This window comes from Caballeronia catudaia (assembly GCF_001544755.2).
GTDB lineage: Bacteria > Pseudomonadota > Gammaproteobacteria > Burkholderiales > Burkholderiaceae > Caballeronia > Caballeronia catudaia.
The window spans coordinates 26,627-48,447 of record NZ_FCOF02000042.1; the positions used below are offsets into that span (position 1 = coordinate 26,627).

General features: G+C 60.6%; 20 protein-coding genes and 4 pseudogenes. 15 read left to right on the forward strand and 9 right to left on the reverse strand.

Going from position 1 to position 21,821, the window contains the following annotated elements:
- The first annotated feature begins 7 nt into the window (after positions 1–7).
- A complete protein-coding gene (locus tag AWB75_RS37365) occupies positions 8–295 on the forward strand; it encodes a hypothetical protein (protein WP_143746528.1) in 288 nt (95 codons plus the stop codon).
- A gap of 173 nt (positions 296–468) precedes the next feature.
- On the opposite strand, the gene AWB75_RS29365 is transcribed toward AWB75_RS37365, so the two are convergent.
- Complete coding sequence (locus AWB75_RS29365; protein ID WP_061127530.1) at positions 469–1,068, reverse strand: hypothetical protein; 600 nt, start codon at positions 1,066–1,068, stop codon at positions 469–471.
- Between the two features lie 798 nt (positions 1,069–1,866).
- Here AWB75_RS29365 and AWB75_RS39660 point away from each other — a divergent pair.
- The 12 genes and pseudogenes from AWB75_RS39660 to AWB75_RS29425 all read left to right on the forward strand — a co-directional run bounded on the left by AWB75_RS39660 (position 1,867) and on the right by AWB75_RS29425 (position 13,814).
- Complete coding sequence (locus tag AWB75_RS39660) at positions 1,867–2,007, forward strand: DUF7696 family protein (protein ID WP_456061787.1); 141 nt, start codon at positions 1,867–1,869, stop codon at positions 2,005–2,007.
- A complete protein-coding gene (locus AWB75_RS29375) occupies positions 2,004–3,305 on the forward strand; it encodes a recombination directionality factor (protein ID WP_061127531.1) in 1,302 nt (433 codons plus the stop codon). Before AWB75_RS39660 ends, AWB75_RS29375 begins: the two co-directional genes overlap by 4 nt.
- Positions 3,306–3,486: 181 nt before the next feature.
- Entirely contained in the window at positions 3,487–3,981 is a 495-nt protein-coding gene (locus tag AWB75_RS29380; RefSeq protein ID WP_061127532.1) for an NADAR family protein, read from the forward strand.
- 288 nt (positions 3,982–4,269) lie between these two features.
- Positions 4,270–5,691 carry a metallophosphoesterase family protein gene (locus AWB75_RS29385; RefSeq protein ID WP_061127533.1) on the forward strand — a complete coding sequence of 474 codons (1,422 nt, stop codon included), beginning with the start codon at positions 4,270–4,272 and terminating at the stop codon, positions 5,689–5,691.
- 216 nt (positions 5,692–5,907) lie between these two features.
- The gene (locus tag AWB75_RS29390) at positions 5,908–6,459 is read left to right on the forward strand and encodes a hypothetical protein (RefSeq protein ID WP_235012288.1); all 552 of its coding nucleotides are present in this window, start codon (positions 5,908–5,910) and stop codon (positions 6,457–6,459) included.
- The gene (locus AWB75_RS29395) at positions 6,447–8,768 is read left to right on the forward strand and encodes an AAA family ATPase (RefSeq protein WP_061127535.1); all 2,322 of its coding nucleotides are present in this window, start codon (positions 6,447–6,449) and stop codon (positions 8,766–8,768) included. Before AWB75_RS29390 ends, AWB75_RS29395 begins: the two co-directional genes overlap by 13 nt.
- A 319-nt stretch (positions 8,769–9,087) precedes the next feature.
- Positions 9,088–9,474, forward strand: coding sequence for a hypothetical protein (locus tag AWB75_RS29400; protein WP_061127536.1), 387 nt, complete (start codon positions 9,088–9,090; stop codon positions 9,472–9,474).
- Between the two features lie 92 nt (positions 9,475–9,566).
- Positions 9,567–9,752 carry a hypothetical protein gene (locus tag AWB75_RS29405; RefSeq protein WP_061127537.1) on the forward strand — a complete coding sequence of 62 codons (186 nt, stop codon included), beginning with the start codon at positions 9,567–9,569 and terminating at the stop codon, positions 9,750–9,752.
- The gene (locus AWB75_RS29410) at positions 9,749–10,564 is read left to right on the forward strand and encodes a hypothetical protein (RefSeq protein ID WP_061127538.1); all 816 of its coding nucleotides are present in this window, start codon (positions 9,749–9,751) and stop codon (positions 10,562–10,564) included. The genes AWB75_RS29405 and AWB75_RS29410 overlap by 4 nt, the downstream gene beginning before the upstream one ends.
- A gap of 71 nt (positions 10,565–10,635) precedes the next feature.
- Positions 10,636–11,262, forward strand: a complete 627-nt coding sequence (locus tag AWB75_RS29415) for a phosphoadenosine phosphosulfate reductase domain-containing protein (protein ID WP_061127539.1) — start codon at positions 10,636–10,638, stop codon at positions 11,260–11,262.
- 50 nt (positions 11,263–11,312) lie between these two features.
- Positions 11,313–12,448 (forward strand): annotated as a pseudogene (locus tag AWB75_RS29420) (IS3 family transposase); the annotation flags it as partial.
- A 196-nt stretch (positions 12,449–12,644) separates the two neighbouring features.
- On the forward strand, positions 12,645–13,814 hold the full coding sequence (locus AWB75_RS29425; protein ID WP_200823054.1) for a hypothetical protein: 1,170 nt from the start codon (positions 12,645–12,647) through the stop codon (positions 13,812–13,814).
- A gap of 30 nt (positions 13,815–13,844) precedes the next feature.
- On the opposite strand, the gene AWB75_RS29430 is transcribed toward AWB75_RS29425, so the two are convergent.
- Positions 13,845–14,138 (reverse strand): hypothetical protein, encoded by a 294-nt coding sequence (locus tag AWB75_RS29430; RefSeq protein ID WP_061127540.1) that lies wholly within the window; start codon positions 14,136–14,138, stop codon positions 13,845–13,847.
- Between the two features lie 522 nt (positions 14,139–14,660).
- Here AWB75_RS29430 and AWB75_RS29435 point away from each other — a divergent pair.
- A complete protein-coding gene (locus AWB75_RS29435) occupies positions 14,661–14,870 on the forward strand; it encodes a hypothetical protein (RefSeq protein WP_374729977.1) in 210 nt (69 codons plus the stop codon).
- A gap of 198 nt (positions 14,871–15,068) precedes the next feature.
- On the opposite strand, the pseudogene AWB75_RS29440 reads toward AWB75_RS29435, so the two are convergent.
- The 7 genes and pseudogenes from AWB75_RS29440 to AWB75_RS38245 all read right to left on the reverse strand — a co-directional run bounded on the left by AWB75_RS29440 (position 15,069) and on the right by AWB75_RS38245 (position 21,159).
- Positions 15,069–15,390, reverse strand: a pseudogene (locus AWB75_RS29440) (DUF4148 domain-containing protein).
- A gap of 12 nt (positions 15,391–15,402) precedes the next feature.
- Positions 15,403–15,613: pseudogene (locus AWB75_RS29445) on the reverse strand (hypothetical protein).
- 64 nt (positions 15,614–15,677) lie between these two features.
- The gene (locus AWB75_RS29450) at positions 15,678–16,490 is read right to left on the reverse strand and encodes a tetratricopeptide repeat protein (protein ID WP_268807878.1); all 813 of its coding nucleotides are present in this window, start codon (positions 16,488–16,490) and stop codon (positions 15,678–15,680) included.
- Between the two features lie 21 nt (positions 16,491–16,511).
- Positions 16,512–17,484, reverse strand: a pseudogene (ku, locus tag AWB75_RS29455) (non-homologous end joining protein Ku).
- 75 nt (positions 17,485–17,559) lie between these two features.
- Positions 17,560–17,967, reverse strand: coding sequence for a response regulator (locus AWB75_RS37805; RefSeq protein WP_159462819.1), 408 nt, complete (start codon positions 17,965–17,967; stop codon positions 17,560–17,562).
- A 313-nt stretch (positions 17,968–18,280) separates the two neighbouring features.
- A complete protein-coding gene (gene ligD, locus AWB75_RS29465; RefSeq protein ID WP_061127543.1) occupies positions 18,281–20,809 on the reverse strand; it encodes a DNA ligase D in 2,529 nt (842 codons plus the stop codon).
- 173 nt (positions 20,810–20,982) lie between these two features.
- Positions 20,983–21,159: a hypothetical protein gene (locus tag AWB75_RS38245; protein ID WP_200823052.1), complete on the reverse strand. Its 177-nt coding sequence runs from the start codon at positions 21,157–21,159 to the stop codon at positions 20,983–20,985.
- A 150-nt stretch (positions 21,160–21,309) separates the two neighbouring features.
- Here AWB75_RS38245 and AWB75_RS29470 point away from each other — a divergent pair, with 150 nt between their 5' ends.
- On the forward strand, positions 21,310–21,819 hold the full coding sequence (locus AWB75_RS29470; protein WP_061127544.1) for a DUF2934 domain-containing protein: 510 nt from the start codon (positions 21,310–21,312) through the stop codon (positions 21,817–21,819).
- The last annotated feature ends 2 nt before the right edge of the window (positions 21,820–21,821 follow it).

Consider the following 21,821-nt stretch of genomic DNA (forward strand, 5'->3'; position numbering starts at 1 on the left):
AGGCGAGGTGTCGATCGGGCGAAGAGCGGGTTCACTGGCGAGGACCGGCGCGGTCGCGTTTTCGCTTTTCTGCGACGAAGCCTTTTCCACGCTGCTCTTTTGCGGCATCGTGCTCGCGCCGACGGCATGCCAGATCCTCGCCGCGCCGACACCCGCCATCGCGACGATCAGTGCGATGAGAAGGGGCTTGGTGCAGCGACGCAAAACCGGACCGGACTTGGACATGCGCGATGTCAGCTTCGACGATTTGCTGTCGCTTTCAAACACTGCCGGTGCCGGCAGCGCCGCGATTTGACGTGGTAGATCAATGGTCATCGAGTCAGGTGCGAACTGCGCATGCAGTCTTTGAATTTCGCGCAAGTCCATGCGGGATCCTCCTGTGTATGTTTGGTCGAGCCGTGTTGGATCGAGCTTAAACAGCGCTGCCGGAAATCAAGGTCGAGCACGGATAAGGTCATTAAAACCAGTTCAATGCGTCTCGTCGGGGTCGGGAAGCAACACACCTTCAGGAGCGAATCTGTTGTTATCCGGAATGCACAAGAAAGGGATTTGCTTGACACGGATTTCAGCCGCCTCCAACGCGGCCTGACGCGTTTGCGGTGTCAGAGAGCGGAACATCAGCGCTTCCATTGTTTTCAGGAAGAGCTGGTCATACATGGAAAGCACGCGAACGAGCCGGCCCGACATGGCGTGCTTGATCTCCAGCGTCACCAACTCGGGTTGAGTGGGTGTGCGTCTGCCCGGCAACTTGTTCGCCCAATCCAGCGCTTTCTTGAAGAAAGCCTCGGCGGCTCGAAATTCCGCTTCGATCGCGATGAGCTTACCGCCACGCGCGACGGTCATTTTTGCGGCCGCGAAGTTGAAGTCTGAGCGCAAAAATTCGCGCGCGAACTTCGAGTAGTAGGGCAGTTCTGTCTGCGCGAGTGTTTCGGCGTGAATTCGGGCGAGACGGCTATCACTGGTGAGCCTTGAAAGGGGGGGAAGACCGCTCTCGGCCGCGCTTTCGTTGCTCGGAGGTGTGGCGCGTGTCGGTTCCTCGTCGGGCATTTCCATGTCGATAACAGCCATGTTCGTTTTCGGTTTCGTCTGTGTTCTCTCTCACATAAGATTTTCATTGTTTAGACAAGTGTCAAGGCAGCGAAAGCTATACGAATTTCGTGAGCTTTCCACTGCACACGAGCGCATTTAACCCGGATACTCACCTCCATTCCCTGCGTCGCTGACGCATCGACCTCGACTCCAAGCCCGGAGTCCATCTTTTTTCTGCAAGCCGTGCCCGCCTTGTGCGTTGGCATGCTCCGACCGGATCGCTACCGGTGTGGAAATCTTCCTTGTGCTGAGTGTGTTCGCTACACACTCCCCAATTTCAGCCGTGATACTCGTACCCTGGCCTGCATTCTTTGCGCCGGTACATCGTTCGAACCCTTCGGGTGTTCTCTCTCCAGAGCCTGATCTCGGTAGAACGATCGAAGTTGGCTGATCTGTGAAACCTGCGGCGGAAGCAATTCCGAAAAGGGCTGTTGCGCGGCGTGACCATGCCGCGCGAGAACGACTTTACGTTCTCTGACTGAGCGCCCGGATTTTCCGGGCGCTCCCTGCACGCCACGTCCCCGAAAGGGACGTGGCGCGTAGGTCTCCCTCTCTATCGATTTCAAGAAGCTCGCTCCCTCACCGGAGCGGGCTTTTTTTTCGTCTGTCGCTCCCCGCGACGGACCTTTCTCAACGGAGGTGCCGTTCATGCTGTTGCCCGACCGCCTCAACCAGCGCATTGCTGAGGCCATCAAGCATCAAATCGATACCGAGCGCGAGCAAGCGGACACCGCGTCCCCTGTTTGGCGTGCCCGCTGCGAAGTTGCTCAGGTCGCGATGTACAGCGACACGGAGCGTTCTGTCTTTATCCACCACGTGAGCGTTCGTCGCGGCAGTACGGCGGCCCGGGAGATGCAATCTCAGGCCGACGCGTTGCGGACCAACGCCATTTTCTTTCTCGCAAGGAAACCGTCATGAACGCCGTTGTTCAGATGTTCGATCACGCCCCGCGCAGTCTTGTCGAAGAGCGAGCCATCCGGCCGCCCACGATCGGCAAGATCCGACCGGGCATCAAAGTGCTCACACGCACCCACCAGACCAACGAAAAGGCGATCAAGCTGTATCACGACATGGTGGCCGCGGGCGAGTCGTATGAAGCGATTGGCAAGCTGCTGGAGACGACGCTTAAGTTGCGCAATGCCCTCGTTCCGAAGAACGTGCCGTACTTCGTCTGCAGACGCTCCGACTTCTCGAATCCGGATACGGCCGACGAAATCCTGCGGCTGTATGGCGAGGATCGCGGGCAGGGGGTGAAGCTGTATCGCTTTCCCGTCATGTTCGCGTTCGACGACTGGCTGCGAAATGTGCCCAACGAGATGGCGGCCTACACGACAGCGGGGCGGCAGTACTTCTCCGAGTATGACCGGGACGGCAAGCGCTACTGCAAGATGTACGCGCCCGTCGAGCGCAATGCCCGTGCTCAACGTGCCCGCCGGTCCTTCGGTGGTCGACTCGTGGTGCACCGGCAGGACGATGACATTCCCGATGGCATCTGCGACCCGCACGTCTGTCCGCAGTATCAGGACCGAAAGTGCAACCTGACCGCGAATTTCGTGTTCGCGATTCCGGATGTGAAAGGCCTCGGCCTGATCGAACTGCCGACCAATTCGATCTACGTGCTTCAGAAAGCGTATTCGGCGATGCAAACCGTGTCGCTCGCGCGCGGCAGGCTCACCGGCACGCGCTTCTGGCTCTCGAAGAAAGAGTTCGACATCACCCGGATCGACGATAACGGGCAAGCCGTTCGGCAGAAGCAAATGTTGACCGTGCTCGATGCTGACATCGACCTCGGCGCGCTGCTCGATGGCGCGGAAGAAGGGCAGCTTGCCCTGGACGCGGCCAGTCGGGCGGTTGCGCTGATCGAAGCGGATGGCTCGGTCGAAACGTTGCATGAAGCGACCCTTCAGCCTGACGACAGCCTGAGCAGCGGCGGTGAATCGGCGGGAATGCCCGAAGTCGAAGGGCGGTTTGAATCCAACGAGACGCTCGAAGAGAAGCGCCACCGGATGTCTGACCTGCTTCAACGCCTTGGGCTGAACCAATCCGAGCGACAGCATGGCTTTCGCGTGTACGCGCACCAGCGGTACGGTCGTGGCTGGATCGAACGAATCGCGGACGTTGATGCGATGAATTCGAGGCTGACCGCCGCGCTCGACGATCCCGCGTCGCTTGACGTCGAGATCCAGGACGCGGTTGGAAGCGTGCTCTACGAATAACTCTAGCCAGTCCCTTTCCCGCGTTATTTCGACGCGGGAAAGGCTGGCGCTTCCTTTCTGTTGCGCATGAGAGCATTTCAGCAAGAGACGCTTGCTCAAATGTTTTCGACCGCGCGACCTCAGCGCATCGAATTCGTCCGCTTCGGCGGCCCATCTATTTGTTCACGCGAAGAAGTTTCCAATGCGTAGAGTCGGCAACTTCACGCTGTTCTTCGGCGCGGACGATGCTTTTAGCAACTGGCATCCGTGCCAGTTCGTGTATCACGGCGTGGCGTTTACGTCGGTGGAACAGATGATGATGTTCTCGAAGGCGAAGCTTTTTGGTGATGAAGCGGCGGCACAAGCCATCCTCTCCGCTCATCATCCCAAAGAGCAGAAAGCACTTGGCCGTCAGGTTAAGGGCTTCGACTTCGGAACGTGGAAGGAAAAACGAGAGTCGATCGTCTACGTTGGTTGCCGCGAGAAGTTCGCGCAGCATCCCGGGTTGCGATCGCTGCTGCTCTCCACCGTTCCGACTGAGATTGTCGAGGCGAGTCCCTACGACGTGATCTGGGGCGTGGGGCTAGGTGAGCGTCATCCCGACATCACAGACAAATCGAAGTGGCGTGGCCAGAACCTTCTCGGCCAAGCGCTGATGAAGGTCCGGGACGCGCTGTCTATTCAATCGCAACAATGACAGCAAGAGCCTATGTTGACTGATCAAAAGCAGATGCGATGTGGCGGCTGCGGGCACGACACTTTCAAGGTGTTCACCGCGGACCGCACCGTACGCATCGTCGTTGAATGCCAGGGGTGCAAGAGCACCTCCTATATCGAACCCGTTCCCTCCAAACTCACGATTGAATGGGGCGAAGGGGAAGGATGCATTACGTGTTTTGAGTCAATCGCTACGTCGAGGTCTGGCGTTGGATCAATTGAGCTGCCTTCCGGAAACGGGGCGGCTCTTTTTCATTATGGAGGCGACGTGAAAATCGCTCATTTCTCTGACTTGCATTACGCGCCCGGGAATCTCGAAGAGGCCGATCGCTGTTTTGGATTCGCGACCGAGCATGCAGTACTCATGCACGCGGATGTAGCTGTCATCTCCGGTGACGCGACCGATCATCGGCTCGACGCGCATGCACCGTCCCTGCATCGGCTCGCCCGACGCATCAATGGGCTCAGCGGAAGTATGCCGGTGCTCATGTTGCAGGGAACGTTTTCGCATGAGCCGCCGGGAACGCTTCGCAACTTCGAACTGATGTCGGCAACACATCAGATCTATGTGGCGGAGCGCGTCCAGCAGGTTAGTCTTCACGAAGGCCGGTTCTACGCATCGAGCGGACCGGTCTTCTCCGAAGACGAGCTGCGCGAAGTACTCTCGATCGGCGCCGAAGTCGTATTCACCTGTTTGCCCACCGTCAACAAGGGGCAACTGGCGGCAGCCGTCGGCGCAAAGGACGCGGCGACGGGACTCGAGGGCGTGCTGTCCGACTACCTCAGTGCCGCTGGACGAATCAACCAGCAGCTTCGCGCTGAGGGTGTTCGGACGGTCGGCGTGTCGCATGGCACGGTCAACGGCTGCACGACCGAGCACGGCGTCACGATGGCAGGCTTCGATCATGAGTTTTCGCTCGGCAGTCTCTTCGAGGCCGAGTGCGACGCGTTCATGCTGGGACACATCCACAAGGCGCAACAGTGGGAGCGTGCCGGGCGAGTGGTGGCGTATCCGGGATCGATCGGGCGCTTCCACTACGGCGAAGACGGCGACAAGGGTTATCTCATGTGGGACGTTCAGGTGGGGCACGCGCAAGCGGATTTCATCGTGACGCCTTCGCGCGAGACCCTCTGTATTGACTTCGATGGTCCGCCTGACATCCAGCGTCTTGCCGCGATCGCGCTGGATGCAACGGACAAGTTCGTCCGCATTCGTTGGCAAGTCGACGAAGAGCACCGCCAGTCGGTCGACCGCGAGGCAATCGCAGCGTTGTTCGCGAACGCAGCAGAGTTGAAGGTCGAAGCGCGCATCCTGCCCGTGGTCCGCTCGCGCGCGCAAGGGATCAGTCTGGAGACGACGATCGATCGGAAAATCGAGCGCTGGTGTGAGCATACGGACGTGACGCCAGGCCCGCTGTTGGATCGGCTGCAGCTTCTCGAAACTGATGATGCTGAGTCGATCGCTGCGCGTGTCCTGTCGAACCTGATAGACAGTGCAGCTGCCCTGGAAAGCTCGCCTGCGGTCAGACCTGCAGCAATACCGGTTGCGGACATCGAAGCGCCGGCAGAGTTGCCGATGCCCAACGCGACGGTTGAAGTCGTGGACTCGGCGTCGATTGGCCCATCCGGTACTCCATCCGGATTGGCCGGGCAGCTTTCGTGGCTCGACGATGATTTGTTCGCGGCGTAGTACAGCCGCGATATGTGAAGGAGGCCAGCACGGCTCCTTCCACTGAACACGTAGCCGTGTTCCGATAGCTCGGAAGTTTCCCGCCGCTATCGAAACAGAGGTTCGCCGCGTCATTGGCGCATCGATACAGTAGTTGCAGCACCTTTCACAAGCAGTTCAATCAATCTTTCACCCTGGCGGGGCGCGACCCCTACCGGGGCGCACTCCGCCCTTTTCATGGAGTGCGTCATGTTTGGTCTTTATCCTGCTGGTCCCTCATGGGTTCGCTCATACTCGCTCGCCGACAACACGGCGCGCGATATTCAAAAGTCGTTGGTGGACTTCGCCGGTTTCACGACGGCGATCCAGCATCAGCCGTTCGGCGAACATCGCGGCGCTGTACTGGCTCAGTTCGGCCAGACGTTGCTGTTGCTGGCGACCACACCCGGTGCGACGGAAGTCGCGATCACGCCGAACGTGCAAATGCAGCATCTGCTCTGGTCGTATCAGGAGGGGTATGCGAGCCAATGGTCACCGGCCGAAATCCGCAGCCTCACGGGCTACAGCGGATGGTCGGAGCTTCTGCTGAACGCGCGACGCGAGTTCAGCAGAGCCTGCGATTACGTGTCATCCGCGCTGGATGGGACACTGCGGGTACCGCAACGAGCGGTCGTCTCGATGGATCTGAACGCCTCGTTTCCCAACGAAGATGACGATGCGTTTTACGCGAAGATGGCTGCGGTTTCGACCTCGTTGTCTGACTCGGAGGGCATGTCATGCGGCCTCTGAAACTTACCCTCGAAGGCTTTGTCGGCGTCCGCGATGGAATGAAGCGGGAGAGCATCACGCTCGATCTGGAATCGCTGCCGGATGGACTGATTGCGTTGACCGGCCCGAACGGGGCCGGAAAGACGACGATCATGGACAACTTGCACCCGTATCCGATCATGCCGTCGCGTGCGTCGAAGCTGTCGGTCGACGCCTTCTCGTACTGGGATCACATCTGTGGCACCGGTGCGCTGAAGGAACTCGAATGGGAGCACGACGGCATTCGCTATCGCTCGTCCTTCACGTTTCGCAAGCCCGGCAAGACAGGCAAGGCGGAGTACTACCTTGCCTATCGTGGCGTCGACGGTACGTGGCGCCCGGTGTCGCTGCCTGACGGAACGGTGTCGGACGGCAAGGCGGAGTCGTATAACTGCTGTGTCGAGGCGATCAACGGTTCGTTGGAGACGTTCTTCACGAGCGTGTTCTCGGCTCAGAACCGGCGGCCGCTCGCGTCCTACGGTGCGGGCGAGATCAAGACGCTGCTGGCCGAACTCCTTGGCATCGACCACCTGAAGGCATTGTCGGCGAAAGCCGCTGATGTCGCGAAGGTGCTCGGCAAGTCGCTCCAAGGCATCCAGTCTGAGCTTGGCGCGCTAGCCGGGAAGCGGCAACGTAAAGCAGACGCTGAGCAGTCGATCGTCGCGCAGGGCAACACCCTGCGTGCCGCTCGGGAGCAACGCGATGCCGCGCTTGAGCATGCGAGCAAGCTTGCTCAGGAGCGGGCGACGCTTGCGTCGAAGCAGACTGAATCTGCAACGACCGAGGCGCGCCTGCGAGAGCTGGGCGTGCGCCGAGACGAGTTGGGGCGTGCCCTGAAAAGCGCGGCAGACGACGAGCAAGCAGCAGCGGTTCGTTGCCAGCAGCGCGTTTCCGTGCTGAGTCGAACCGTCGCGACGCATCAAGCAACGCTGGCTCGCCGTGAGGCGATCTTCGGTGCGGCGGCTAAGCGCGAGGAAGCCGAGTTGGCGATTGCGCGCGAGGAAGCGAGGTTTGCTCCCCTGCAGCGCGACATTGCCGATTTGGAGGTCAAACGCGCGACGTTGACGACGCTCGATGCAACGCTTACCAGCTTGATGAGCCAGGGCACGACGAGAGCCGCGCACCTTGACACGCTGAGCAAGCAGGCGGCTGTTGCGGAGCAAGTGCCGTGCGTCGGTCATTCGATGCATGCGCAATGTCCGCTGCTCGCGCAAGCCTTTCAGGCGAAAGAGCAATCGGAAGTACAGCGTGTTTCGGTGGCGAATCTTCGCGCGGAGTATCGCGAGAAGAAAGCGCAGGCCGAAGCCTTGTCTCGCGTGCCGGCTGAGTTGGCGGCAAAGCGCGTCGAGATGCTGGCCATCACCGATGCGGCCGCGCAGCTTCGCCGTGCGTTGCAGGCGGCGACCGAGCTTGCTGCGACGAAGCCACTGCTCGATGCCGCCGTGTCAGGGCTCGAAGCCGCGCAAGCGGAACTGCGCTCGATCACTGAGGAAAGTGCCGCACGCACCGCCAAGTACCAGTCTGAGAAGACGCGTATCGAAGCAGAGCTTGCTCGCATGACCGAGGAGGTCGGGCGACTGGCCGCCGTCGATGTGACAGCCGCTATTGCGAAGCTGGACCGTGACATCGCAGCGAACCGGGAGACCGTCGCGGCACTGGATGGTCGGATCGAGCAATCGATCCGCTCGCAGAGTGTGTTGCAGGCCGAAGCGGAAGCCTTGGCGTTGGAGTTGGAGAAGTTCTCGGCCACGCAGTCGCGTGCCGATCGCCTCTCCGACGAAATCGCGCGATGGAAGCTGCTGGCTAAGGGCTTGGGCAACGACGGCGTGATCGCGTTGACCATCGATGACGCGGGTCCGGCGCTGACGCACACCGTCAACGAGCTACTACTCGCATGCTACGGGATGCGCTTCACGGTGGAGATCCGCACGCAGCGCACGCTTGCAAGCGGTGAACTGCGTGAGGGCTTCGAGATCCTCGTTCACGACGCCGAGTCCGACAGCGTCAAGTCGGTCTCCGTTATGTCCGGCGGTCAGAAGGTCTGGATCAACGAGTGTCTCACGCGGAGCATCGCGCTCTATCTCGCGCAGAACACCGGTCAGCCGTACCAGACCTTGTTCAGCGACGAGTCAGACGGTCCGCTCGATCCCGAACGCAAAGTGCAGTTCATGCGCATGAAGCGTGAGGTGCTGCGCCAAGGTGAGTATCAGCGGGAGTTCTTCATCTCGCAGACGCCCGACCTTGTCGCTGAGGCCGACGCGGTCATCGACGTACAGGCGCTTGCCGCCTGATCTCTTTTTAACCCTTGTGGGGAGTCGCCCCCTCAGGGGACTCCCCCGGGGGCGCTCCCGTTTCCCTTCATCCTCGCGCCCTTTGGCGCTATTCCCGCTATGGCAAACCTTTTGATGCTGCTGCTCGCGGCAGCCGGCAGTCCGTCCCACTCGAATGCGGTGCCTCACCAGCCGCCTGCGCAGCAAGCTGCAACGGCTACTGCTCAGTCGCAGCCGCCGCGTCCGCCATACCTGCGTCGCGCGGCTGCGTTCGATACCGGCCGTTTGCGTCGCATCTGACAACGGCTCTTTTTCTCTCACTTTTTGACTGGAACGTTCCATGGCCTATTCCTGCACTGATTTTGTCGACGACGTACTGAACGACATGGTGATCCGAAGCTGGATCAAGCCCGGGCAGTACGGGGCCGACGACCCGCAAGCTCAATGCAATGCGGTGCTGGGCGCGATTATCGACGCTGACTTGTCGCTGCGCCTCGCCGCTGACGCGAAGCAGTTTCATGCGGAACTGCTGGATTCCGTCGAAACCCTGACCGCCGTCGCCGAACAGTACGGCGCGTCCGCCCTCGCGAATGTCATCTATCTCCAGACGGCCATTTTGAAGGGCGGGGTGATCGAACTCACGCGGGACGAAGCGGAGAATTTCTCTTTTGTTAGAGACCTGCCTTCGGGCGGTCGCTGGTGGCAAAGCGTCACGCTGATCGAGTAAGTGGCACAGATCGCCGTCCATTTTCTTTCCTCAACCCGTGCGGGCAAGCGACCCGCTAGGGTCGCCCCGCATTCTTTGTGTGGAGTGTTTTTATGTTTGAAGCAGCCAAGCTGGGCGCATATCCCGAGCAGTTTCCCACCCTCGAAGCGGCGATTGGCTATATCGCCGGCACCGCGACGCACGCGGGTGAAGTTCGCCCGTGGATCCGGAACATCGATACGAAAGTGTTCTTGATTATCGGCGGCAGAGTGCAACCCCAAAACGGAGTGCGGCAATGACGCCGCCGTGGCTGGAGCAATACGCCAGTGGCCAGAAGACCGGCTACGCACAAGCCCTGATGGCGTACGCCGACTACTACAGCGTCGATGGATCTGCTGACGATGACCCGGAAATCGAAGAACGGATCGCCATGCACCGGCAGCCGCTCGTGGGTTACGCGAGTCGGACGGGCACCCGCCGCAACCTGGCCGCATTGAAGGGAGCCGACTGGCGCTTGTTGGTCTCAGCCAAGGGCGAGTTGCGTACCGAGGGCTTTGCCCGCTATGCGTTGGATAACGGCGCTTGGACCGCCTACCAGCAGGGCCAGCACTTCGATGAGCACGCGTTTGCGGTCGCCGTCGAACGGCTCGGCGAGCGGGCCGATTGGCTTGTCCTTCCGGACATCGTCATGGGTGGCATGGCCTCGCTCGACTACTCGCTGAAGTGGCTTGAACGACTTCGCGGCATGCCCTGCCGGATGCTGATCGCAGTTCAGAACGGTATGCAGGTCGACGACCTTGCGTCGCTGTTGTCCCCTGCGGTTGGCATCTTCATCGGCGGTTCAACGGAGTGGAAAGAGCAGACGGCGCACGTGTGGGGGTCCCTCGCGCGACGGCGTCACTGCTACTTGCACGTCGGTCGCGTGAACTCGGCGCGGCGCATCCGCATCTGTGCCGCCGCCGGTGCGGATAGCTTCGACGGTACTAGCGTGAGCCGGTATGCGAAGTCGCTTCCGCGACTGGATCGCGTAACGCGTCAAGCCGACATGTTCGCCGCAGCGCACGACGGCCTTGAAGAGGCGCAACGTGCGACGGCTGACCTTTTGATTTAACCATTGACCCTTTGAACCCTTTCGGGAGCGCATCCCGAAAGGGTCGCTCCTATTTTTCTGGAGCGAACAAGATGGAACAAGAAATTCTCTCGAAGATGGAAGCTGCGATCAGCGTCATGCAGCGGTACATCGAACTTGGGCATGGTCTGAGCTGCGCCTATTCGGGTGGCAAGGACAGCACGTGTGCTCTGGTGTTGACGCTTGAAGCGATTCGCCGTACCAGCGGCACGACGGTCACCCATCATGTTCAGTCGGGCGATACGATGATTGAGAATCCTACGATCGCAAACTTCTTGCACGCAGTGCTGGATGAGTTGCAGTTGTATATCGAAGCGTCGGCGTTGCCCGTCCAAGTCCACGTGACGACACCTTCCTTGGCAAGCCAGTTCGTCGTTTCGACGATCGGACGTGGCACGTTGGTACGCACACCTGAGAATGGCGTTCGTGACGGTAGAAGGACGCGTGCGTGTGCGGACGAGTGGAAGGTACGGCCGGGAGGTCGCCTTCGAACACTGCTTGAACGACGAGCGGCAGATGACGGTGCTCGCGAAGTCATAACGGTGCTCGGGTTGCGCAAGGACGAGAGTACGTCCCGCGCGGTCGCAATGGCTGAACGGCGAGACAGCGCGGAAGTTGCTGTCAGAAGCAGAACCGGGGCACTTACACTCTCTCCGCTGAGCGAATGGACTTCGGACTGAGATTGACCCGCCAAAACGGACACCTATCCTTTGGAAAAGGGGGTGCCAGAATGGGCAAGCATCGAGCACCGTACCCGGCGGAGTTCCGGGCTCACATAGTCGAGCTGGTGAAGGCGGGGCGAACACCCGAGGAGCTCGCGCGAGAGTTCGAGCCTAGTGTGCAGACGATAATCAACTGGGTGGCGCAGGCGGATATTGACGCCGGCGTGCGTCAGGAGGGGTTGACCACGGCTGAGCGCCAGGAACTAACCCGTTTGCGCCGCGAGAATCGGCAATTAAAGACGGAGCGCGACATTCTCTCTCACGCCGCGGCCTGGTTCGCCCGCGAGACAGGAGCCGTGTCCTCGAAGGATACGGATTCATGAGAGCAAACCAGGCCCGTTGGCCCATTGCTACGATGGCGCGGCTGCTGGGAGTCTCGACCAGCGGTTACTACGCGTGGCTGGTGCGGGAGCCATCAAGGCGGTCACGTAGCGATGCTCAGCTACTGACGCGCATTCGTACGCTGTATGCGAGTTCGCGAGGTACGTATGGGGCGCCGCGCATCCATGCGCAACTTGCGCACGAGGGAGTGCACGTGGGACGCAAGCGAGTCGCGCGCTTGATGCGCATCGCGGACCTACGGGGAGCAAGCCGACGGCGCTGGCCACGTACAACGCGCCAGCGTGCGGGGGCACGGCGTGCGCCGGACCTCGTGCGCCGGCACTTCAATGCTGAAGGGCCCAACATACTGTGGGTCGCAGATGCCACCTACATCCCGACGACAGAAGGCTTTCTCTATCTGGCCGTGGTGCTTGATGTCTTCAGCCGGCGCATCATCGGCTGGGCGATGTCGAACCACTTGTACACCGAACTGATGTTGCGCGCGCTCGACATGGCCCTCCAGCAGCGACGTCATGAGGGCGTGATTTTGCATTCCGACCAGGGGGCCCAATATACCTCCATTGCCTTTGGGCGACGCTGCCGCGAAGCAGGCGTGCAGCCGTCGATGGGTACAGCCGGCGACGCCTACGACAATGCGATGTGCGAATCCTTTTTTGGAACGCTTGAAGCAGAGCTCCTGTCGCGCGAACACTTCGCGACCCAAGAACAAGCACGGAGGCGCATCTTCTCCTTCTTGGAAGGCTGGTACAACATACGCCGCCTGCATAGCAGCATCGGCTATTGTTCGCCGCTTGAATTCGAAAACCTGAGCGCGAAGACAACAACCGCATCACCCTGCGGGTTGTCCACCGCCGGGCAGCGTCGTGGTCGTGAGAAGCGACCCGCTGCCCGTCCGTGGACAACCCGCGACTCAACGCTTAACGGAGGCCGGACCACGACAAATCTTTAACTGCAAATCCGTCCGTCGGAGCGGGTCAATCTCAGACGACGTGTGGACAATGCTCGCGCTGCTGGCCGATGCTCGCGACCTGACGTTTCCGTCGTCATTGGCACCGGCCACGATCCACCGCCTGTCCGATATCTATCGGGCAGGAAACGGAGGAACGTGCGGTGTTGTGGTGGGCGAATCGGGTGCTCGGGCCGCGTGCGGAAGCAGGTTCGGGTGTGCTTTTTGTTGTGTCAGTGGCGATCGTGACAAGTCGCTTGAGGCCATGATCGAGGATGAGCAATACGGGCATCTTCGTTCGCTCAACGACTTCCGCAATTATCTGCTCGCGATCCAGTGGGATATGTCGCGGCGCGAACTGGTGGGGCGTTCGCTGAGCGATGCGGGCTACACGCGCATCCAGGCAGACACCTACAGCTACCTGACGCGAGTCGACTTGCTCAAGAAGCTCTGCAGTATCGACGCGGCCGAGCGCGACCGTGCCGAAGCGCACTCAGGCGCACTGGCGAGCGGATCGATTCCGGATTCGGAAGAGAATCGGGTGCTGTGCGAGCCGCAGTTCGAATTCGTGACGCCGCAGCAGTTGGTGGCGATCGACTTCTTTCTGTCGATGCATCACTATGCGCCGCATGCCTTTCCGGCACTGGCGGTCTGGCACGACGTCAACGTGTTGAGACGTCGCTATCCGACTCCAACGCTCGAACCGCTTCCGAAGCCGGATATCGTGCTGCACGGCTGGTATCCAGTCGGTCAGTACGACAAGGAGGCGCCTGCGACGGGATTGCGCTCGTTCGATGCTGAACAGTGGAACCCGTACCGGCATCCGGGTCGGCCCGGGCGATATGCGAGAACGACGGGCGGTGAGCAGACGGTGTATTTCGAGGAGACGTCGCAGTTCGACGTCGACGCGGAAGCGGCGTGCCTGTTCGTCACGTGCACCTACGACACCGCTTTCATGCTTAACACGCAGCATCGCGACGCGATTGACTCAGCGCATTTCTGGCTGAACGAGGGCATCGTGAAGTTGCCGACCGGCATGGCCCAGCGCTATCAGGAGATGGCGAAGCGCGGGCAGTACTTCTCTCGACTCGCGCAACGCTTGAACCTGACGCCGGCCGAGCTCGACGCACATCTGATCGAGAACGCCATCGGCGACGAAGCGCATCAGGCACTGTTGGGCTATGACACGACGCAGTTGAGTCTCTTTGCAGAAGCGGCGTAGCTGCAACCAAGCTTTTGAACACGTCCCAGGCTAAAAACCTGGGACGTTTTTTTCTCCCAAGTCGAATTGGTCGAAGTTCGGTGCGGGGAGCGCCTCGCCGGCCCGAACGCCGAGGAGTTGAAGGGCGCGGGTGATCGCGGCCGTCTCGCGCGAAAAATCAAGCGTTACGGACTCGCCTTCCATGATGATCTGCGCGCCAGAATGGACGCAGAAGGCATGGAGCGCCATGTTCAGGGCGCGGGCAATCTCTCCGTCACGTGTTTTTTCCTCAAAAATCGGATTCATCGCTGTTCCCCTTTCGCAGGCCGTTGCTTTGTCAAGCATGCGCTGTACCGAGAGAAGCCGGGAAGGAAACCAACAAGCCTCGCCCAGTCGCTGAGGGAGGCCCCGCTTGGCGCGTGTCGAACTTCAAAACGGTAAAAGGAGCGACGAAACAAGCTCGGGCGAAGGGCATCAGCAAGCATTCCACGATCGGAAGTTCGTCGACTCGTCCTCTCCAATGGCTGCGACCTGACGAAACTTCGAACGCCCGCCGGGGCCTCTCGATTCGTCCGAAAAAACGGGGAGATTGACGAGAATGTGGATAGCCCCATGGGTGGCAGTTGATCTCCCCTGCCAAGCGAGTCCCTCGCGCGTGCGGTCATCAAGGGCAAGAGCGGGCTTGCGGCAGCTAGCTTTTCCGATTCAACTTAACCGTGGCGATGGCATCGGATGTTCCAGCATGCCACCGAGGCCGTAATTGGTTCTAGATCGCGCTCATACGATGGCCCAGGTGGCCGTCGCATTCCGGGAAGGCTTCCGAAACAGGCTTAAAGCTTGCGAGGGTGCCCCACATAGAAGGGGATCATGCTCAAATGGGAGGGGATCATGCTCAAATTGTTCAGCATTTTGATGCTCGCGGTGGTGTTCTCCGGATGCGTTACAGCTCCACCGTACAGTGACGGCGCGCCCGCATACGGCCCCGGCTACTACGCACCGGGCCCCAGCATCGGTGTTGGCGTTGGGGGCGGCAGCTACGGTTCCGGGGTGGGCGTCGGCGTAGGTGTGGGATTCTGAGAGCCTTCGCAGGAGATCGGTCCCGAAGGGTTCGTTGAAGCGTTTTAACGCGTGTACGCGCGCCGAGTCGACCGCACGTGCGCGACGCTCGCGATCCCGGCGAAGAGCGGCGACCGCCTGAGCGAATGATCTCAGGCGGCGTTTCATTGGCGCATGTGAGACATGTCGCGTTGCGCTCGCCGTATAGTGTCCCTGGCTTCAACCTGGTTCGTGCTGCGGGCATTCCGTTTGGAACCAATAATCGACCAGGCGTTGTGCGGCCTGGAGGTCGTCCGGGTAGTATGGGTCGTCATACCATGGCGACGGGTCGTAGCCCGCTTTTCTCAGCGCAGCGAGTTCGCTTTGGTGTTGCGCCATCGTCGGAGAAGCGTTACTCCTGAGCGCGGCCAGGTCGCGGGCACTCAGTCGGACTGAGGTGCGGCCCCGCATACGGCACATACGGGCCGCTGCCAATAACGCATCCGGCAAGCGCAAACGCGATCACCGGTAGCGTCGACCGGACTCTCAGCAAGGCAATCATGACGCGTTCTGCCTACTTGTCTCTACTTCCAAGTTCGCTATGTTTGTGCGAGTGTGTTGCGCCGTGGACCAGTTCATAGTGGGCTCCTTTGCCGCTACGGGTGGGCGGAAAGTGCTCGCCTTCAACGCGTGACTTCAAAGCCTGTTCTGCCGTCGCTCTCCGTCACCACCTTATAAATGCCGGAGGTTTGGACCTTCTCGCCAGGTTTGTGCTGCTCTGCCATGTTCGTCTCCCTATTGATGTTTCAGTCGGGCATCAGCAATGCGCGTTCCGTGCGATGAAGGCAGTCAGCGAGCCTTCTTCTGAAGGTTCCGGAATTCGTTGAAGTGGCGGATCGCTTTGGTTGCATCGCCCAACTCCTCGTGGATTCGCGCCGCGTTGAAATGAGCGTCGGCGAAGTCTGGCGCGAGCTCGATGCAGTTTCGATATGAGTGAAGCGCATCTCTCAGACGTCCCGAATCCTCCAGCGCGACGCCGATATTGAAGTGCAATATGGGATCGTCAGGCTGGTACCGCAGCGCGCCTTCATAGACTGCTATCGCTTCGGCGAACCGTTCTGACTCGACGAGAATGCATCCGAGATTCAAGGATGCGTTGGTGTAATCAGGGGCGCGCTCAAGCGCCTCGCGGTACACCGCCTCGGCCGCGTCGACGTCACCTTCCTCGAGTGCTCGAGCGCGACGAAAAAGGATGATGGCGGCCTCGCGGGCGTCAATCGCCCGTTGAGCTGCCGGAAAAGAAGCGACCTCACCACACGCCGGCCGGGGCTCGAAGTCCAGCAGTAGTTGTCCGGTTTCTGCATCCCACTGACGGCTGGTTTCGTCTTGCACGGCAACGCGGTTGCCAACCGCTGCGATTCGCACGCTTGTAAGCGATCCCTCGCGCGTCCAACTTTTCCTGAGATGGTCAAGGGCGCGAACGATCTTCATCGGCGAAACGCCCGCCACGCGCAACGCATGCGCGGTCCTGAGCGTCACGATGTCCTGGAAGGTGAAGCGGAACTCGCGCCGGCCTCCGGTTGCGGGCGACACGAAGCCGGCCGCAATCAGTCGCTCAACGACGCTGCGTGAAACGCCGAGCATGCGTTGCACGTCGCGCAAGCTGTATCCGTCGTCTCCATATCACCGCTTCGTACCCGTCTTACGCGCGGGGGCGGGCTGTTCGTCAGTCATCGCGCGGCGCACTGAGCGACGCTTGGACACGGGCGCCGCTTCGGTTGGTGCTTCCTGTGCTGGTGCTTCGTCCGCGGAAGCTTGGGCCCGTATCCCTCCACGGGAAGTCTTGCGCGCTGTAGGTCGAGTTGCCGGCGGCTCTGCAGGAGGCCTCTTCTTCAGACTGGCGCGCAACGCCTCGACAAGATCGATGACCTGCGCGCCGGGCTGCGCGATCGTCGGCGCTGCGGTGATCTTGTTGCCTGCGATCTTCTTATCAATCTCCGCGAGAATGCGTTCCTTCTCTTCATCCTTGTACGCCGCCGCGTCGTAGCCATCGACGCGGTACTGCTCGATAAGCTGCTCCGCAAGCTGCAGTTCCGCTGGCTGGACCTCCGGATGCTCGATGCCAATGTCCGCCTGGGAGCGGACTTCGTCCGCATAGAGCAATGTCTGCAGGATGATGCCGTCGCTGCCGGCGCGCACTTGCACCATCTTCTGCGAACCCTTCCACACCCACTTCGCAAGCGCACAGGTTCCGCTATCCTTCATCGCCTGATACAGAAGTTGGTACGGCTTGCCGCCACGTTTGTCGGGAGCGAGGAAGTAGGACTTATCGAGACAGATCGGATCGATCGCTTCACCAGGCATGAACGACACGATGTCGATCGTGTGGCTTGCGGTGACTTCCAGGGCCTCGAGCTCCGACTTTTCGAAAATGACATACTGGTCTTTCTCAAACTCGTAGCCTTTGACCATATCAGCGCGCTCCACAACCTTGCCGTCGTGCGGGCAGACGTACTGTTGTCTGAGTCGAGTGCCGCACTCTTTGTGCATGAGGTTGAAGCCGACGCCCGACTTACTCTCCGTGGCGGTGTAGACTGACCGGCACCGAGACGAGACCAAAGCTTAAAGTCATTGAAGCGATCGAACGAGCAGCCATCGTTCCCCTCCTTGGGTAGCGGTCCCGTAGCCGCCACGTAGCAATACGTAGCGGCCCCGTTGCTGGCCAGGCACCTCAGGTTATCTTGGCGACATGGGCCTCGTCCATTCGTCGATGCCGGCTTAGCCCGGCGGCCACCCGCCATTCTTCGAGCACGCGCTCGAGCAGATCGTAGGTGACCGGCTTGCGCAGATATCCGTCAAACGACGGAAAATCATTGTCGCCCAAATCCGACCTACCCGTCATCGCTACCATGTAAGCCGTCTGCGACGCGCCGTTCAATCGAAGCCCGTCGCAGATATGCCGGCCGTCGCCATCGGGCAGTTCGACGTCCGCGAGGATGACGTCGAAGAGCTGGCTGCTCGCCAGTGCGCGCGCGGTTTTACAGTCGTGTGCGATAGATGGCCCGTGACCCATCTGTTCGATGAGCGCGGCCAGACCCGCCGCAAAGTCGTGGTCGTCGTCCAAAACAAGGATCTGCATGGTGTTCCCCAGCGGCGCTGCGGTTTTTGACCGCGTGGGCACGGCTATGCATAGACGATGCCAACTCTTGACGCAGCCGATCAGCCGTGGCGTTACTGCCTTCAACAGATTTCCGGGGCGGCGCGTGTAGATGCCAAACTTCCAACGACAGGCAAAAAGGGCGTGACTGTGGTCGAAGACTTTAGGAAAAGCGAGGCGCGGTGGGGGGGCGAAGCAGGCGGGCTTTCCGAATTCCCCAGCACCCATCGACAGAGGACATGGCGATTGTCCTGTAGCGGCCAAATACGCGACTCGGCTTCTGAGATCGCAGGCGTTAGGGGAGACGCTCGATCGCCGAAGCCACAGATTGTCCGCTCGACCAGAAATCCACCCAGGGGTCGCACGTTTGGAAACTCAAATATTCGCGTGCCGTCTGGACGTTCCACTGCGCGCCGCTCTTGAGATCGCCGAGCTGTTCCCACGCCACCGGCATCGAAACGCCCATTCCCGGTCGGGCGCGCGCTGAAAAAGCTGCTGCCGTCGTCTGTCCTTTCCCATTGCGCAGGTAGTCGACGTAGACCTTGCCCAGGCGATTTGCGGGCCCGGATATCGCGGAGAAGCGCTCAGGGATCGTCTTCGCCAGATGCCGGACGAAGGCCTGCGAGAAGGACTTGACCGTCACGTAATTCAACTCTGGAATGAGCGGCACGACGACATGCAGGCCCTTGCCGCCGCTTGTTTTGAGCCATGACTTCAGATTGAGCTCGGACAGCAGCGTGCGAACGAGCAGAGCGGCCTCCTGAACGTGATTCCATTTCACGCCTTCGCCCGGATCGAGGTCGAAGACCACCCGGTCGGGTTCGTTGATCTGAGGGACGACCGAATTCCACGTATGAAACTCGATCGTGTTCATCTGTGCAGCGGAGAGCAAGGCGTCTGCCGTATCCACCGTCAACAACGGCGGGTGGTTTGGCCAGAGTTCGCGGTTGTGCGCAGTCAGGCCCGGCATCGCCGTTCGCTCAGCGTGCTTTTGAAAAAACAGGTTGCCAGCCACGCCATCGGGCGCGCGAACCAGGGCCACGGGCCGGTCTTTCAAATGCGGCAAAATCCAGTCGGCCACGCTCGCGTAGTAGCGAACGAGATCAGCCTTCGTAATCGTCGCCGACGGATCAATGACTCTTTCCAGGTGAGTGATCTTGAGCTGCGGCGACGGCTCTGGCAGCTGTGTCTTTCCTCCTTCGCGGACGACGCTGCGCGCGGGCTTATCGAGGCGCAGACCTTTGAACGACGACTGCCGGATCACACCGTCGCCGGTCCATTCGGCGAACTCGACTTCCGCGACCGTGGTGGGTTTGAGCCACCGTTCGCCGCCGGCTGCGCGTCTGGACCATCGGCGCGCCTTAGTGACCTGCACATCGAAAGGCGCCGTGTCGACCTCCAGTGGGATGAGCCGATTCCAAAGTTCCCGAGCGGTCTTTGCGTCCCACCCGGTGCCGACGCTTCCGGCGTCATGAAGCTTGTTACCCTCGTAGTAGCCAAGCAGCAGACTGCCGACCTCACCCGATTTGCCGCCGCGTCCGGTCATGCCGCAGACGACCAGTTCCTGCCTGAGGGGAGCCTTCGCCTTCAACCACGATTCCGTGCGTCCCGACTCGTAGGGCGCATCGCGCCGCTTCAGCACCAGACCTTCCAGCCCGAGCCCCGCAGCGGCTTCGAACACCTGAGCAGGCGGCGCGTCAAAATCCTGACTGAACAGAAGCTGCTCGCCTGCCTCTTCAAGAACGCTCGCCAGTTGAGCTCGCCGCGCCCACAACGGGACCTTCCTGAGATCCTTTCCATCCAGGTACATCAGGTCGAAGAGGAAGAAAACGATGTCCTTGTTGTCTCGCCCGTCGATCGCGTTTTGAAGTGCCGAGAAGCTCGGAATGCCGTCTTGGAGCACCACAATCTCGCCGTCGAGCCATGCGCTCACAAGCGGAAGGTCCTTGATCGCGACGGCGAGCGCCGGAAACTTCGCGGTCCAGTCGTGTCCGTTTCGGGTGAAGAGCTTGACTCGCCCTTCTTCGATGCGGGCAAGCAGCCGGTAACCATCCAGCTTGGTCTCCGTAATCCAGTCGCCTGTGCGGGGAAGCGTGCTCGCCAGTGTCGCCAGTTGCGGCTCGAGTTTCTTTGGGAGCGGTGCTGGCACCGCGGCGGAGATGTCGATCATGTCGATCGTTTCGATCGCCGACTTTCCGGCACGAGCGCGTCGCGCCGCTTTCGGCTCGCGTTCCTCAACCAGTCCCAAGGGATGTGCAATGACGCTGTCGGGCAGCGCCTTGATGACGTCGTATTCCTCGAGCGGGCGGGCCCACTCGTCTCGCTTCTTGAACAACATCCACTGGTCTTGCTTGTCGTCCGGTTTGGAGATGCGCACCAATTCCCATAAGCCAGCAAGCTTCCGACCGTGCAAGCGAAAGATCAGCTTCCCGGTCTCCATGCCTTTGACTGCATCGCCGACCGGCTCCCACGTTCCGTGGTCCCACACAATGACCGTGCCGGCGCCATACTGCTTAGCCGGGATCGTGCCTTCGAAGGATGCGTAGGAAACAGGATGGTCCTCGACGTGCACGGCCATCTGCTTTTTGCTTGGGTCGTAGCAAGGACCTTTGGGCACAGCCCAGGAGAGCAATACGCCGTTGAGTTCGAGGCGGAAATCGTAATGCAAACGGCTCGCCCAGTGTTTCTGCACGACGAAGCCGAGCTGGCGTGCGCTGTCGGGCGTCTCGGCGGTAGACGCAGACGGCTCGGGCGTAATGTCTAAGTCCCGCTTCTTCCGGTAACGGGCGAGGGGCGGCGCGGTGGTGTCGCGGGGCGAGGCCATGCTGTGATAGTCGGTAGGGGCGGCGGTGCCCGATGATCATCGTCCACGACCGATGATCGTCGTCCACGACCGATGATCATCGTCCACAACAATATGCGCGCACAGCACGGTTGAGCAACCGCAGCGCGCGCGGTGCCCGGCGAGTCTCGGGCACCGTTCGCAACTTCATACGCCTAGGACGGCTTCTTATCGGCGTCCTCGTCCGTTGTGCCGTCCTCGTCGGTCTCGATACGCGTTGTGCCGCCGGTCGCGGGCGGGTCGCTCGCAGGAAAGGTATCCTCGACCGACTTGTCGACCTGGTCCTCCGACTTCTCGCTGGTGGGGTTCTGCTCTTTGGGCGTGGTAGCCATGGTGTCCTCCAAGGATGGTGCCAGTCGGGGCGAGCAAGGACCATTCCATTGAAAACCGCGGCGCAGTGTTTCGCGAAGGCAACGACGCGTTGAGCACCGCGAGGCAAGCTGCTATGTTGGCAGCACCTCAACTTCTTCGAGACCGCTTCGATGGATACCACGCTATCTGCAGACGAAATTCGTGTCCGCGCGTATCTGCTGTGGGAAGCGGAAGGCTGCCAGGACGGACGTGACGAACATTATTGGCATGAAGCGATTGCGCAACTCAGGCGCGAACGTGCTGGGGCGCCGGGCAGTACGGGCATCGGCCCGGTTGCTACTCCAGATGCTTCCCAACCCAAAGCGCGCAAGAAAGTAGCGGCGAAGAAGGTCGGTCAAGAGGCGCCTGCCATGGTCGGAAAAAAGAATGGCTCAGCAACGAACGGCAAACAGAAAACCGCGAAAACTCCCAAGGTGGCTGCAGAGCGTCAGGCGAAGACCGACACCAAGTCTGAAGCCAAGTCCGACTCGAAAGCCGACGCGAAGGTGAAAGCGCAGGCCAAGGCGAAGGCGGGGGCGAAGTCGAAGACGCAGGGGGCGGACGCGACAGCGGCCGCGCCGAAACCGCCGAAGCGGTCGCAGCGAATCAAAGCAGACGCCGGGCAAGAGCAGGCAAGCTAAGC